Here is a 14,633-nt window from a genome sequence, read left to right on the forward strand (position 1 = left end):
GGCGGCTTCCAGAGGGGAAGCCGCCAGCTTAGCGTGCTCAGGTGCAACCGCGAACCAGGAAGATAAGGATGAGGACCGGGATGGGCACACCCAGGATCCACAGCAGCACGTAGCCGATGCCGCCTTTCTGCTTTTCCGCAACCGGGGTCTTCTGCTCGTCCATCGTGCTCACCTTTGAAGCGTGTGGGTGTGACGAGCGTCCGGCGAAGGGTGTGCAGCAGGCGTGACAATGGCGCCACTAACGCATTCGCAACGACATGCCCTTCGCAGGTGGTGCATTATCCGTGACGGGCAACCAGACGTTTATTGAAGGATCCATCGATGACCCTGCCCCGCCCCCTGCTCCTCGCCACCGCCTTGTTTACCGCCACAGGCGCCCACGCCGCCACGGTTATTCGCGGGGCACGTGTTATCGATGGGACCGGCGCGCCGGCCAGGGACGATGTGACCCTGGTCGTGGATGGGGATCACTTCTCGATCGTGGGGCCGGGCCTCCGGGTGAAGATGCCCGACGGCACGAAGGTCGTGGATTACACCGGTAAGACCATCATCCCAGGCCTCATCTCCGATCACTCGCACATCGGACTCGTGGATGGAACGAAGGGCGGCCAGCCCACGCTCTACTCGCGTGAAAACGCACTTCGCCAGCTCCGCCAGTGGCGCGCCTACGGCGTCACCACGGTAACCAGCCTGGGGCTGAATAACCCCGATGTGTTCTACCCGCTACGCGCCGATTTGCACGCGGGCAAGGCCGATGCCGCCGACCTGTTCGGCGCCGACCACGGCATTGGCGTACCTGGCGGCGCGCCGCCCGCGAAGATGATGCAGGCGGGAACCAGCCAGCTCGATCGCCCGACCACGCCCGACGAGGCGCGCGCCGCAGTGGATGCCGCCGCCGCGCGCGGTACCGACCTGGTAAAGATCTGGCTCGACGATTTCAACGGCTCGCTGCCGGTGAAGATGAAGCCCGAGATATGGCGGGCGGTGATCGAAGAGGCCCATGCGAAGCACCTGCGCGTGGCTGCCCACGTCTACTACCTGGATGACGCGCGCAAGCTTGTCGACGACGGCGTGGACATCCTGGCCCACGGGGTTCGCGACAAACCCGTCGACCAGGGCTTCATCGATACCATGAAGCAGCACGGCACCTGGTACGTCGCCACGCTCGACCTCAATGAGGCCGCCTACATCTACGCCCGGCACCCGGCGTGGATGGATCAGCCCTTCTTCGCCCATGCCGTGCAGCCGGCACTTGCCACCCAGTTCGCCGACGGCGCGTGGCGCGACAAGGTGCAGAACGATGGTTCCACGCCCGTGAACGAAGCGGCCCTGAAAACGAACGAGCAAAACTTCAAACGCCTCTACGATGCCGGCATCAGGGTGGGCTTCGGTACGGATTCCGGCGCCACCCCCCTGCGCATCCCGGGCTTTGCGGAACACCGCGAGCTGGCCTTGATGGTGGACGCCGGCCTTACCCCGGTGCAGGCGATCAACGTGGCGACGCAGCGTGCCGCCGCCCTGCTTGGACTGGATGATCGCGGCGTCATCGCGAACGGCAAGCGAGCCGATTTCGTTGTACTCGACGGCGACCCCAGCAAGGATATTGAAGCCAGCACACACATCCAGGCCGTATGGCAACGGGGCATCCAGGTGTCGGGCAAGGTCACAGATTTCAACCCATGAGCCCCTCATGACCCACCGCTCGCCCGATCTCTTCGCGTTCCTGCCGGCGGAATCGCCCACGGCCGCGGAGATACGCGCGTTCGACTGGTCAACGACGCCCCTGGGTCCCGTCGAAGCATGGCCGGTGGCACTGAAGGCCATGCTTGCCACCATGTTCGATACGCCACGGCCGATGTTTCTTTCCGTGGCGCCCGGGCAGCAGTTCTTCTTCAACGACCCCTACCGCCCCATGCTGGGGCGACGCCTGCAAGGCGCCATCGGCAAGTCATTCCACGACCTGTGGCACGACGTATGGGATGAACTGGGGCGCCACGTTGAACTCGCGCTGGCCGGCGAAGGCAGCATGCACCTGGACTTGCCGCTGCGGATGACCCGGCACGGGTTCGAGGAAGAAACCTGGTGGACGTTCTCGTTCGCACCCATGCGCGACGAGCACGGCAAGGTATTCGGCATGTACGCGATCACCAACGAGACAACGCGCGCCGTACGCACCACGCAAACCTTGCGCGAACTCAACGCCTCGCTCGAGGTCGAGATTGACCAGCGAACCCGCGAACGCGACCAGGTCTGGGCCATCGCCCGTGACCTTTATGTCGTGATGACCCGCGATGGCCACTATCGCGACGTGAACCCGGCGTGGCGAACCGAACTGGGCTATGCACCGGACGACCTGATGGGCGTGGGATTCGAAGAGCTGATCCACCCCGACGACCTTGACCGCGCGCGCGATGCCGTCAGCCAGATGATCGAAGGCGAAGTAGTGGAGGACCTGGAACTGCGCATCCGCAGCAAGGATGGTCAATTCCGCTGGTTCGCCTGGACCGGTGTGCCCGATGGCGACGTGATCTACGGCATGGGCCGCGATACGCAGCGGCGCCGCGCCATGGATGACCAGATGCGCCACGCCCAGAAGCTCGAAGCCCTGGGCCGGCTGACCGGCGGTATCGCCCATGACTTCAACAACATCCTGGGCGGCATAGGCGGCGCGATCGAAGTGGTTACCGAACGCATGGAGCAGGGCCGCGTGGAAGGCTCGCGCCGGCTACTCGATGCGGCACGAGGCGCCGTCCAACGCGCGGCCGGCCTCACCCACCGTTTGCTGGCCTACTCGCGCCAGCAGGCCCTATCGCTATCGGATGTCGACGCCAACGCCATCGTCCACGGACTGGACCTGCTTCTGCGGCCGCTGCTGGGCGAACAGGTGCACCTGCAAGTCACCATGGCCGATAGCCTGTGGCGCACGCTCTCGGATGCGAGCCAGCTCGAAAGCGCCATTCTCAACCTGGCCATCAACGGCCGCGATGCCATGCCGCACGGGGGCACCCTGACGATCGCGACACGCAACGCCGAAGGTATCGACATGGGTCGCGGTCCCTCGGATTACGTCGTCGTGGATGTCACCGACACCGGCACCGGCATGTCGGCGACCGTGGTCGAAAAGGCGTTCGATCCCTTCTTCACGACCAAGGCCATCGGCCAGGGTACGGGCCTTGGCTTATCGATGGTCGATGGGTTTGCGCGACAGACGGGCGGCCGCGCGATCATCACCTCGGCCCCCGGCCGCGGCACCACGGTGAGCTTGTGGCTGCCGCGCCACGTGGGCGCGCCCGCGGCGAAGCATTCGCACATCGAAAACCCATCGCGCCAGGGCGGCGGAAAGCATGTGCTGCTGGTGGAAGACGAAGACATGCTGCGGTCGCTGACCCGCGAGGTGCTCGAGGAAGCGGGCTACACGGTCAGTGATTGCGCCGAGGGGAACGAAGCACTGCTGTTGCTGGCCGCCGACGACACCCCCGATGTGCTCGTGACGGATGTCGGCCTGCCCGGCATGGACGGCCGTAGACTGGCCCAGGCAGCCCGCGAGCGGCAACCCAACCTTCCGGTGCTCTTCATCACCGGCTATGCGTGGGAAGCCTTCACCGATAGCCCGGTGCTACCGGAGGGCTGCGCCATCCTGAGCAAACCCTTCTCTGTGCACGCCCTGGTGGATGCCGTAGCAGACCTGATCGACGGCACGCCGGCGTAACGTGCGCATTCCATTTCCTTGACCGGCCGACGCGGACACTGCGCCTTATGAAACCCGGAGCCCCCATGAACCGCACGCGCTACTACGCACTGATCGCGTTGATCGTTGCCATGCTCGCGATATTCGTGGTGGGTGCTATCCGCAAGGGCGGTCCGGCGGGCGATGTCCCGGATGATGGGCAGGCCCCGGCCACACAGCCATCAGGTCATTAGGCGGGCTCGACCTCTTCCGCGCCGCGCCGTTCCTGCGCGGCGGCGCGTTGCATAGCCACCAGGAAATCGACGCCGTAGCGCATGACGAATGGCGCGACCGTGCCCGGCACGCAGCCATCGGGCAGTGCCTGTGCGGTGGTGGTATCAAGGTAATCGGACAGCGACGAACGACTTGCCATGGCCTTTGCGGCCCCCTTTCTGGTATTCCCCCAACCGCCTAGTTAGCGGAAAGGCGCGGCGCCGTCAATACCAGCACCCCCTGCGGCATTTGGGCGCATGCCACTGACGGCAGCCGCCCCGCAGGTTCCTGCGGCCTAAAATGGGCCTGCACGCTCCACGCGTGCGGGAGGTTTACCCGTGCACTACGCCCCCGACGTCGCCATGCCCCCGCCAGCCCTGCGCCGTGGCGCAGCCTGTTGCAACGCCTCGTGCCGGCACGCTCAGGTATGTCAGGCAACACGCGGTGGTGCCGCGGAACTGCTGGCCATGCGTGATGTGGTCGAGCGCGTGGGCCCCTTCACCGATGGCGACCGCCTCGTGCAGCCCGATGCACCACACCTTGCGGCTTACGCCGTGCTCTCGGGCCTGGCCATGACCGTGGGTGGCGGGCGCGTTCTCGCTTTCCACATGCCAGGCGAACTGTTCGCCCTGGATGTCGCACGGCAAGGGCAGCACACCTCCTCCGTCGTCGCAGTGGGCAAGACATGGTTTTGCCGCTTCCCGCGCGCGGCCACCGATGCCTTGTGCGAGCACGACGACGCCATCGCCAGCCACCTGCGTGGCTTGCGCCGGCAAGAGCGCCGCCGGGCCACGCGGAGCGGCGATGCTCCTGCCCTCGCCCGCGTCGCGTCCTTCCTGGCCGACCTGCTTGCGCGGCGCCGCCAGGTCGAACCCGATACCACCTTCATACCCTTGCCAATGTCGCGCGATGACATCGGCTCGCACCTGGGCATGAGCGCGGCCACGGTGACGCGCATGCTGGCTCGCCTGCGCGCCGATGGCACCCTGGCGGTCAGGAGCGACGGCGTCGACATTGCCGACGCCGCCACCCTGGCCGGGCACGGTCTTACAGCTTGACCCTCACGCCAACGGTGAAGAACCGCCCGACAATGCCGCCCTGTGCGTAGGTCGGGTTGTAGTTGAGCGCCGCATAGTTGAGCGGATCGAGCGGCGGCTTGCGATCAAACGCATTCAGGATCGACCCGGTGATCGCGATTTTCTCGGTCAGGTCGTAGCGGCCGGTCAGGTCGAACTGAGTGAATGACGACATCCGGCACGAAGCAGGGAAATCATCGCCCGTGGTGGTGTTGGTCGACTGGCACCCCGGCGCGACATCCGGTGCCGTAAGCTTGAGGCCACTGGTGTAATACAGCGTGCCGGTGATGTTCAACTTGCCCATCTGCAGGCTGTTCGCCCACGAGCCACGGTAACGCGGCGTACCGGCGCCCGACGATAAGCCGTACGGGCCGTGCGTACCGACGTACTGAAGCGTGGTCCCGTCCTGCAGGGTCAGCGTCCACGAAATAATCTTCGTGAGGTTGATCTCGCTCGTTAGCCGCACGTTCTCGCTAAAGTTGAATCCGCCCTTGAGATCGAGGTCGATGCCCTTGGTCTTCAGTGAGTTCTGGTTGACGTAAGGCGCCACCACAACCAGCGGCCGCGGCAACGCATTCGGTGCCGCCGGATCAGGCACATCGGCGATAATGTTCGACGCCGTCGGCAACGGCTGGCCGTTGTAGTACGCATCGAGCACCGCCGCCGGGCTTTGCTGCCCGATCACCCCGGTTTTCTTGATCTGGTAATAGTCCAGCGATGCGCTGAGGTCCTGGGTTGGCTGGAACAGGATGCCGAATGTATAGCTCTTGGAACGCTCAGGCTTCACCTTCGGGTTTGCCGAGGTCAGGAATGCCAGCGGGTACGGCTGCACATAACCACTGTTGTTGTGCTGGTCCTGGAACTCGGGCGGCGGCGTGTACGTTGCGAAGCCTTCCGATTCGCTGGAGCCGTTCTCCGCGAAACTGGGCGCGCGGAATCCTTTCGAGAACGTGCCGCGGAACGCCAGCTCGTCGATGGGTTTCCACTTGATACCGATCTTCGGCGAGAAGTTTTTGCCGAAGTCCGAGTAATGGTCGTAGCGGCCCGACACATCCACTTCCAGTGACTCGAGGAACGGTGCATCCAGTTCAACGTACGCACCGGTCACCGTGCGGTCACCCTTGGTGTGCGCGATGCCCAGGCCCTGGGCGGCGAGGTCCGGATTAAGATCCGGATCGTTCTGCTCTTCGTGGCGCACGTCGATACCGGTAGCCAGGCCGAGCGAGCCACCCGGCAGGTCCATGAGCGGCCGCGTCACTCGGAAATCGAACGACTGCAGGTCACTGGTGGAGGTCTTCTGCAGCGTGGGCGCCAGCGCACGGAGCAACGCCGGCGAATTCGCCGATGGATTGATGAAGTTATAGGTGCCGTTCGTGACCGCGGCGATCAACGCGTTGTAGTTCAGAAGGCCCGGCGTGTTGATGTCGAGCGATTCGTGGTTAAACACCAACGCGGTGTCGTAACTCCAGTCACCCCACGTGCCGGTCATGCCGCCGGTAATGCGCAGGTTATGGTTCTTGTTATCGCCACCGCCCAGGGCGCCGGGGAAGGTGTAGTTGATGAGCGCCGCCTTGCCTTGCGCGGCAAAGGGGTTATTGGGGTTCAGGGAACCATCAGGCAACGTCGCCGGCAGCGCGATCGCATTGGTGTTGTTCGGGGTACTGGCCTGGATCTGTGGCGGCGGTCCGCGGAAATCCGTGCGCACCTGGTAATAGCTCGCATCGATATACGCCTGCGAGGTATCGCTGACCTTGAGCGTGAACCGGCCGTAGATACCCTGGCGCTCCATTTCCGGCGCGATATCGAAATACCGGGTGCGGTTATAAGCACAGTAGCTGCCTGGGTTGTTCGGATCGTCAGTCACCAGCATGCTACCCGCCCCGCAAGGCACGAGCGGTTGCGCGACCGCGCCCGGGTCAGGAATGCCCGTGGTGACGTTGCCCGGCGTACCAAGCGTGCCCGGCGTAACCGTACCGAACGTCGAACCGGAATTCTGCGAAGGCTGGCCGCCAATCAGATTGTTGCCGCCGCTGCGGCGCAGGTCGTTGGTGTTGAAGGGGTAACCGCGGTCGCCCACCTTGATCCGGTCGTCCTTCTGGTATTCCGCACTGAAGTAGGCATTCCAGCCATCCTTGCGCAGATCACCACCACCGAACAGCACGGTGCCACGGCGCGTGGTGCCACCGCCATGCTGCGATGTACCCACATCCGCCGTGAACTCAGTACCCTGGTAACCCGGCCGCAGGATGATATTAACGACGCCGGCGATCGCGTCCGCGCCGTACAGCGAGGAAGCGCCATCCTTCAGCACTTCAATGCGTTCAATCGCGTTCGACGGGATCGTGTTGAGATCCACGAAGGAGCGCTGTCCGTCGTCCGCGAGCGGGTAGTTCGCCGCGCGCCGGCCGTTGATGAGCACCAGCGTGGAGTTCACCGTGAGGCCACGGAGCGCCACGCCGGATGAACCCGCCGCAAAGCCACCAGTGAAGGCCGGGGGGATAGAACCGCTGTTATCGGCCGACACCGACCGGATGACGTCGGATACGGTAGTGAGGCCGCTTTTCTGGATTTGCTCGGCGGTTATCGTGGTCACCGGCGATGGCGTTTCCACGTCGATGCGCGGCAATGCCGAGCCCGTCACCGTGATCGCGGCCAGCTCCGTCGTCCCCTTCTGGTCTTCCGCAGGGGGTGCCTGTTGCTGTGGTGCCGGCGCCGGGGGTGGCACCGGTGGGGGTGGCGCGTTCTGGGCCGCTATCGGGCCACAGGCGCAAGCCAGGGCGGTGGCGATGGACAAAGCGAGGCCGTGGCGCCGCGGCGCCATGTGTGCGTGCATTTTCATTGTGAGTCTCCAAAGCCTTAGGGGAGTGGGGCTGGGACTGTGCGGCGCGGGAATATGCGAAAAACGCAACATTCACGGGGCCGCAATGAAAACCTACGCCGTGTAAACGACCTGTACCATCGGCCATTCGGAATAGCTTGCGCCGCATTGCGCGGCGCATTCTGGCACGGCCTATGCAGTGAATTGCCTAGCGCGTCGTCGCGCTATTCGTGCTCGCCGGGGTCAAACCCCTCGCGCTCTTTCATGAGTTTGCGCGCCGCGGCAACACCCAGCGTCAGGCCTTCGGCGCAGGCGTCTTCCTCATTCTCGTGCAGCGTGGCGCAGAGCTTTTCCTGCAACTCTTCGCCGTCTTCACTGATGACGTATTTGCCGCGCCAACGGCCGGGCTTCGCGACGTAGCACGAACCTTCAACGTCAAAATAACCAATCTTGCGGTGTGCCATGGGTAGCTGGTTCCTCCGTAAGGTCACCATCCTATCCATCGCACATCAACGTGATGTGCAGCCGCTACTGCAGGCTTTGCACCGGGCGCTTCGCATTGGACTCGAACTCGCGCCACACGCCATCGGCGCCTTCGACCGAAACCAGCACCTGCAACTGGCCTTGCGTGCCCAGCAGCTTCGATTGCTGCACCGCATAAGCGATGGCCGCCACGCGCGATTCGAAGTTTTCCGTCGGCACACCGTTGAGCTGGACGTGCCACAGGCCGGCCAGGTCGGGATTGAACGGGATGTCGTAGATAACCAGGGCCATGGGGAACGAAGTTGCTCCAGCGCACATGCAATGCCGCCGGCCCCATGCCTATGGGTTCTTACGGTCGGACGACAAAGCTTAGCCTTCCCGTGGCACGTCCACAACGGAAGGACACGTGGCGAAACCTTCACGGCTTCTGCACGCAAGCCGGCGCACGCCGTCCCTCGCAGGATCCTCCGACAGCCGCTGGCACACGTGAATGCAAGGCGAGCGGTGCGCCGCGCGTGTCGCGATACCGCCCAACGGCCTCCGCTAGACTTCGCGCATGAGCCGATACCCCCGCCTTCCCTTGCTGGTCTTTTCGTTTGCCCTGGCGCTCACCTCCGTCGCTGCCGCCCAGGTGCCGCCGCCGGCCACCAGCGTCCCCACGCTCGAGGCCGTGACGGTGAGTGGCATCCAGCCCGGCCCGGGGCTTTGGCGAGCCACCCGCGGTGACCACGTCCTGCTGATCCTCGGCACCCTCTCCCCCATTCCCGGGAACATCACGTGGAAGACCGACGAGGTCGATGACGCCGTCGCCCACGCCGGGGCACTCATCCTGCCCCCGCATACCGAGGTCAAGCCCAACGTCGGCTTCTTCGGCAAGCTGGCCCTGCTGCCCTCCCTCATCGGGGTACGCAACTCCCCGGACGGCAAGACTCTCGAAGAAACCGTACCGCCGGATGTGTATGCCCGCTGGCTGAGCGTGAAAGCGCGTTACATCGGCGACGAACGCAAGATCGAACGCTACCGGCCCATCTTCGCCGCCATCGAGCTGTACAAGCAGGCCGTGAAGAAGTCCGGCCTGCGCAGGTCGGGGTACATCACCGATACCGTGGTGGCGATGGCCAAGGCACACAACGTGAAGCAGGTGCCCGTTGAATACACGCTGCTGGTCGATGACCCGCGAACCGTGGTGAAGGAATTCAAGCGGTCGACCCTGGATGACCTGTCCTGCTTCACCCAGAGCGTCGACAACATCGAGCCGCAACTGGCCGCCATGCGCGAGCGGGCCAACGCATGGGCCACCGGTGACGTGGAGGCCCTGCGCGACGAGCGCCGCGCGAAGCAGATCTCGACCTGCCTGGATGCCGTGACCGAAGGCGGCCTGGCCCAACGGATAGGCCTGACCGATGTGCCCGCCCAGGTACGTACGCGCTGGCTCGCCGCCGTCGATGCAGAAACCGCCGCCAACGCCCAGACGGTCGCCATCGTGCCGCTCGATGACCTGATCGGCCCGAAGGGTTACCTCTCCGCGCTGGAGGCCAGGGGCTTCAAGGTGGAATCGCCCGACGATGGCGATGCCTCGGACGGTAAGGCCGCGGGTGGGACACCCTGACGGATCACCGCGGAGAAATCATCGCCCGGCCTGGCGGCACGCGCACGGTCGGTGATGCGGCCCAGGTGGCGCCATTCATCGACCGGCATGCGGTTATCCAGCGCCCCATTATCCATCAGGTACTCGGGCAGGTAGCCGGTGAGTAACAAGCGGATATCCATGGGCAGGCCCTCGTCGATACGCCGGGCCATCCGATAAACGATGGTGGTGCAGTTCGAGGTAATGGTGTTGTAAAAACGCGGCTTCTCCACCAGCCGGTTCGCCGCATCCACGTACGAAACAAACAACGAGCGCATCGCTTCCCGCGGCATGCGCAGCGGAAACAGGTAATCGTCTTCGCCACGTATGTTCGTGCGCACGCCGATGATGTCGCGTTCGTCAGCGGCAATCAGCACCAGTTCGAACTGCTTGAAAAAACCACCCACCTCGGAAAAGGCCTCGCCCTTTTCACGACGGATCTCCATGGAGAAAACCACGTGGCGGCCATCGTCAAACCCGAACGAGAGCATGGCGTGGGCAATGGCTTCGCTCGACCAGTAGGAAAGGACCGCGTCCGCCGATACCAGGTGATCGAGGTCATAGTCCCGGGTTTCCCAGCGGGCGTCGTAATCGTCTTCGGCGCGCCAGGCGAAATTGCGCACGTTGTGTAACGTGACCCGGTTACCACTGACTTCACCGGAAAGGAGGTGGGCCACATCATCGGCCCAAAGGCGATCGTTCCGCGGTGGGATCATCACCCACCAGGCCATGAGTACTGCCAGCAACGCCACCAGGCAAAGCGGCGCCCACCACAGGCGCCAGCCGAAGGTCGCCACGAGCAACGCCAGGTAGAGCACCGACCAGGCGATGGCACCCGCCAGGCGCAGGGGCGGTGGGCCGGGCAGCTGGTAACGCAGCGCCAGTGCGCCCCACGCGCCCGACACGAACAGCAGTAGCCCGGCGATGGCGCCCACCACGCTACGGGCAAGCATGCGGCGTTTTCTCATGACGTGGTACGCGGCGAAAGGCTCATGCCAACAGCGTGAACGGAGCTGCTGGCCAGTGCAATCGTTTTCACGCCAGAAAATCCCATCCGGAATATGGCGCTGCGCCGCGGCCCGCGCTATGGTCAAGCCGAAACGGGGCATTATCCGGCCGCCAGCGCGGCCATCGGGGGCAGGCATGGTGCGTTTTCCCGCAACACCCCAGGCCATCGTGTTTGACCTGGACGGCGTCCTATTCGATACCGAAGCCCTTTATCGCGATGCCCTGCTTGGCGCGGCGGCCGAGGTTGGCATCGACCTGCCGCTGGCTTTATGCCAGCGCATGGTCGGCTTGCACGGGCAAGCCGCACGCATGCTGCTGCGCGAACACGTCGGCGAAGACGTGGACCTGGACGACGTCTGGGAGGGGGCATCGCGGCGCTACCACGCCATGTTCGAAACGGACCTGCGCCTGAAACCTGGGGTCATGGCGTTGTTGGATACGCTGGACGAATTCAGCATGCCCCGGGCCATCGCCACGTCCTCGCCACACCGAACCGCCATCCACCACCTCGAGGCATTCGGCCTGCGCGATCGCTTCGATGCGCTGGTTGCCTCGGGTGACTGCGAACGCTGCAAACCCTTTCCCGATCCGTACCTGCGTGCCGCCCGTATCCTCAACAAGCCGGCCAGTTGCTGCCTGGCGCTGGAAGACTCGCATGCGGGGGTCCGCTCGGCCGTTTCCGCCGGCATCCCCACGATCATGGTGCCCGATCTGCAGCAACCCTCGGCGGAAGTGCGCAGGTTATGCGCCAGTGTCGTCAGTGGCCTGGATGAGGTGAACGGGTGGCTGCGCAAAGCCTGCGGCGCGCAGGCCCCGTGAATCAACAGGGCCGCGGGGCGCTGGCTTCGCGAATGGCCTGCTCCAGTTGTTGCGCGCTGTAGGGCTTGCGCACCATGGGTGCCCGGTAGCGCGTTGGAATATCCAACGGCAACGTGCCGGTAGCGAGAACGTAGGGGATGCCCCGGCGCTTTAGCTCATCCAGGGCGGGATACGCCATGACGCCCTGCAGGTCCAGGTCAACCACCGCCACATCGCAACGCTCCACATGGGCGAGCCGGATGGCCTCTTCGATACACCCTGCGCACGCCGCGACATCGTAGCCCAGCCGCTCTTCCAGCAGATCGGTCAACGCAGCTGCGAGGCCCGAATGATCTTCAAAGACGATGGCTCTCGGCAGGACGGAAGTAGTGGCCATAACGACACTCACGGCTAACGTTTCGGACTCCCCGGCCCCGAAGCTACTACCGAATTTGCATGCAGGCCATAGCCCAACAGGCCGATATCAGACTCTTGCGCTTGCGTACTTTCACGTATGCGAACGTCGTCATTTTTTGCTTCGATCTAATTGCCAAACGGTAACGAAAAATCTCAGGGTTGGTCGTTCGGCTCGACAATAAAGGGTGGAGCTCCGCCATCGCCCTTGCTCCGCGTCCCGACGTCATCGGCGACCCGGGACAGGCGCTGGGCGATGCGGGCACTATCCCGGCGCAGGTCGTCGCCCGGCCGGCCTGCCTGGGCGCTGGCGATCATCGCCGCCTGGGCCTGCTTAAGCCGGACCACGCCCAGGTTGTACTGCGCCGGTGGGTACCCCGGGCGTATCTGGATCGCACGGTCGTAGGCGAGCACGGCGGCGTCCGGCTGCTGAAGCCGAAACCGCGCGTTGCCAAGGCGAAACCAGGCATCGGCATCTTCTGGCTGCGCATCGACAATCGCCTGGTACAACTCGGCCGCCTGGCGCATGTCACCGGCCGCATAGGCATGCCTCGCCTCATCAGCGTCCCTGGCCACGTCCACGGCGGGCTTCGGGGGCGGCAAGGTACCGTGTCCCGCGCACCCGGCAAGCAGCGCCATACCCATCCCCGCCGACCAACCGAGACTGACACGCAGCATGGATCGCACTCCTATGGTGCAGTTCGTCATCCCGACATTGCCCGGCCGGACAACCATCCGTCAAATCTCACAAAAGGCCGAAGGCGCCCAGCGCACTGCGTAAACGCCGGGAAACGATCCCCAGCAGGAGTCGCTTCACGTAGAAACGCCAGGCGAGCCAGGTGGCGAAACGGCCGCCCATGGTTGCCGTAGCTCCCTTGTAAAGCGCCTGCATGCGGCCCTCGACCAGCGGCATGAGCGAATCGACGTCGAAGGCGCCCCTGGGCCAGGCGGGAAGCGCTTCGCGCAGGCCCTGGCAGCCACCCACGAGCGGGATCACCGGCGCGAACACCTCACCATCGATCGTACGCAGGTAACCCGAGAGCGCCGGGTTCGCCACCCACGTCGCGAAGATCGGGTTGCTCGCCGGAACGAGCAGCCGCTCGGCGAGGAATCGCTGGCAGTTGCGCCGGCCCAGGAGGAAGTCGTGGTGCCGGTAAGCCTCCGCAAGAAAGCCGGAAAACCCGCCAAGGGCGCCTGCCGCCAGTGCACGCCCGCCGATCCAGCGGGCGCCACCATCAGCCGCCGGCCGGCTGGGGGCGATCATGAAGCGGCTGTAGACGGTGGTATCGAGCGCCAGCGCCACCTCTTCGGGCTTGAACCGCGCCTGCTGCTTCCAGGCACCAAACAAGGCTGCCATGGATTCAACGATGTTCGTGTCGGCAGCCTCCACCGGCCCCGGCGCTTCCGCCTCGGGAAACGGATCGAGCATGATCACGATACGGTTCACCCGATTGCCTTCGCGCGGGTTGCGGCCGAGCGTGCCGGCCAGCTCCGTGCGTGCCAGCTCGAACGGCTCGTTATCCATGGCGCCCCCGTCCACCGCCACAAAGCGGTAGTCACCTTGCGCGCCCTCGCCGTCGCCCCAGGCAGGCGGGATGGGCACGGGCGTGGCCTGGCCGCCCTGGCCCGGCACCACGACCACGCGCTGGTCGTAATCCGCCCAGGGCCTCGCCACCTCGCGATAGCGCAAGCCGGCAGGAAACGCCGAGGAAGCAAGCGCGGCATCCATGACGGCCTGCCAGTGGCTGCTGCCAGGGTGGTTTGGCCCCCGAACCACGCGCTCATCGGGATACTTCCACACGGCCTCGTAGCCGCCCTGCTCCGTATCCACGGCGAAGCGCAGCCAATCAGAGTGGGCCATCATGCCGTGCCCCGGAATCTCGGGGTTACCCTTGAACTGCACCATGTACGGCACGCCGCGCAGGTTGGTCACGGTGAACACGCACTTCAGCGGGTTCGCGATGTAAGGCCGGGTGGCCGCCTCGGGATGGGAATAACCGAGCATCTCGGTCGCAATCGCATCCAGCGGCGTCGAATCCAGCAGCGACATGATCGGCCGGGCTGGATCCGCGAGATCGGCGCTGCCGAGCAGCGCGCGGATGTCGATGCGCTTGACCCAGGCGTCGTAGAACGGATTACCGGTACTGTCCGTCACCGCCGTGCCGGGGTGGACATGTGGAAAGCGGTAACGCAGGGCGATGGCCGACAACACCCCGTTGATGCTGCCAGCCGATGCGCCGGAGATTACCCGCAGCAGTACATCATGGGTGGGGACGGGCGCGCCCTGCGCCCGCGCTTCGTACCAGTGCTCGAGCGCCTCGTAGAGGAAATCGAGCACACCCGCGGCGTAAGCGCCGCCGGATACGGCCCCGGCGAGGGCAAACCCTAGTTCGAACGTGGCCGGGCGGCAGGCAGGTGTTTCCCGGGGACGGGCAAGCGGCAACTCGGTGTCAGGCATCCAGCGTTGAT

At 64.8% G+C, this 14,633-nt stretch carries 15 protein-coding genes; 6 read left to right on the top strand and 9 right to left on the bottom strand.

The annotated features are described in order from the left end of the window. Positions 1–37: 37 nt before the first annotated feature. Positions 38–163: a hypothetical protein gene (locus ABIE56_RS11155; protein ID WP_331643995.1), complete on the bottom strand. Its 126-nt coding sequence runs from the start codon at positions 161–163 to the stop codon at positions 38–40. A 158-nt stretch (positions 164–321) separates the two neighbouring features. Between ABIE56_RS11155 and ABIE56_RS11160 the strand changes: the two genes are divergently transcribed. From ABIE56_RS11160 to ABIE56_RS11170, 3 genes are all read left to right on the top strand, one after another. After that, a complete protein-coding gene (locus ABIE56_RS11160; protein ID WP_429243881.1) occupies positions 322–1,683 on the top strand; it encodes an amidohydrolase family protein in 1,362 nt (453 codons plus the stop codon). A gap of 7 nt (positions 1,684–1,690) precedes the next feature. Further along, the gene (locus ABIE56_RS11165; protein ID WP_429243882.1) at positions 1,691–3,709 is read left to right on the top strand and encodes an ATP-binding protein; all 2,019 of its coding nucleotides are present in this window, start codon (positions 1,691–1,693) and stop codon (positions 3,707–3,709) included. Between the two features lie 65 nt (positions 3,710–3,774). After that, on the top strand, positions 3,775–3,921 hold the full coding sequence (locus ABIE56_RS11170) for a hypothetical protein (protein WP_429243883.1): 147 nt from the start codon (positions 3,775–3,777) through the stop codon (positions 3,919–3,921). Here the strand turns inward: ABIE56_RS11170 and ABIE56_RS11175 are convergent. Then, positions 3,918–4,100, bottom strand: coding sequence for a hypothetical protein (locus ABIE56_RS11175; protein ID WP_429243884.1), 183 nt, complete (start codon positions 4,098–4,100; stop codon positions 3,918–3,920). The two genes, ABIE56_RS11170 and ABIE56_RS11175, sit on opposite strands and share 4 nt — an antisense overlap. Positions 4,101–4,278: 178 nt before the next feature. On the opposite strand from ABIE56_RS11175, the gene ABIE56_RS11180 reads away from it, so the two are divergent. Next, on the top strand, positions 4,279–4,998 hold the full coding sequence (locus tag ABIE56_RS11180) for a Crp/Fnr family transcriptional regulator (RefSeq protein ID WP_429243885.1): 720 nt from the start codon (positions 4,279–4,281) through the stop codon (positions 4,996–4,998). On the opposite strand, the gene ABIE56_RS11185 is transcribed toward ABIE56_RS11180, so the two are convergent. The 3 genes from ABIE56_RS11185 to ABIE56_RS11195 form a co-directional block, all read right to left on the bottom strand. Continuing rightward, on the bottom strand, positions 4,988–7,855 hold the full coding sequence (locus tag ABIE56_RS11185; protein ID WP_429243886.1) for a TonB-dependent receptor: 2,868 nt from the start codon (positions 7,853–7,855) through the stop codon (positions 4,988–4,990). The two genes, ABIE56_RS11180 and ABIE56_RS11185, sit on opposite strands and share 11 nt — an antisense overlap. A 203-nt stretch (positions 7,856–8,058) precedes the next feature. Beyond that, entirely contained in the window at positions 8,059–8,298 is a 240-nt protein-coding gene (locus ABIE56_RS11190) for a hypothetical protein (RefSeq protein ID WP_429243887.1), read from the bottom strand. A 64-nt stretch (positions 8,299–8,362) separates the two neighbouring features. Further along, the gene (locus tag ABIE56_RS11195) at positions 8,363–8,608 is read right to left on the bottom strand and encodes a hypothetical protein (protein WP_429243888.1); all 246 of its coding nucleotides are present in this window, start codon (positions 8,606–8,608) and stop codon (positions 8,363–8,365) included. A gap of 265 nt (positions 8,609–8,873) precedes the next feature. Between ABIE56_RS11195 and ABIE56_RS11200 the strand changes: the two genes are divergently transcribed. Further along, a complete protein-coding gene (locus tag ABIE56_RS11200) occupies positions 8,874–9,926 on the top strand; it encodes a TraB/GumN family protein (protein WP_429243889.1) in 1,053 nt (350 codons plus the stop codon). Here the strand turns inward: ABIE56_RS11200 and ABIE56_RS11205 are convergent. Beyond that, positions 9,833–10,897, bottom strand: a complete 1,065-nt coding sequence (locus tag ABIE56_RS11205) for a DUF4105 domain-containing protein (protein ID WP_429243890.1) — start codon at positions 10,895–10,897, stop codon at positions 9,833–9,835. The genes ABIE56_RS11200 and ABIE56_RS11205 overlap by 94 nt on opposite strands. Positions 10,898–11,087: 190 nt before the next feature. Between ABIE56_RS11205 and ABIE56_RS11210 the strand changes: the two genes are divergently transcribed. Beyond that, entirely contained in the window at positions 11,088–11,771 is a 684-nt protein-coding gene (locus tag ABIE56_RS11210; RefSeq protein ID WP_429243891.1) for an HAD family hydrolase, read from the top strand. A 1-nt stretch (position 11,772) separates the two neighbouring features. Here ABIE56_RS11210 and ABIE56_RS11215 read toward each other — a convergent pair whose 3' ends face one another. From ABIE56_RS11215 to ABIE56_RS11225, 3 genes are all read right to left on the bottom strand, one after another. After that, positions 11,773–12,147 carry a response regulator gene (locus ABIE56_RS11215; RefSeq protein WP_429243892.1) on the bottom strand — a complete coding sequence of 125 codons (375 nt, stop codon included), beginning with the start codon at positions 12,145–12,147 and terminating at the stop codon, positions 11,773–11,775. A gap of 173 nt (positions 12,148–12,320) precedes the next feature. Next, positions 12,321–12,842: a tetratricopeptide repeat protein gene (locus ABIE56_RS11220; RefSeq protein ID WP_429243893.1), complete on the bottom strand. Its 522-nt coding sequence runs from the start codon at positions 12,840–12,842 to the stop codon at positions 12,321–12,323. A 67-nt stretch (positions 12,843–12,909) separates the two neighbouring features. Continuing rightward, positions 12,910–14,622 carry a hypothetical protein gene (locus ABIE56_RS11225; protein WP_429243894.1) on the bottom strand — a complete coding sequence of 571 codons (1,713 nt, stop codon included), beginning with the start codon at positions 14,620–14,622 and terminating at the stop codon, positions 12,910–12,912. Positions 14,623–14,633: the final 11 nt, after the last annotated feature.

The sequence above is a fragment of the Luteibacter sp. 621 genome (genome assembly GCF_050435445.1).
Lineage (GTDB): Bacteria > Pseudomonadota > Gammaproteobacteria > Xanthomonadales > Rhodanobacteraceae > Luteibacter.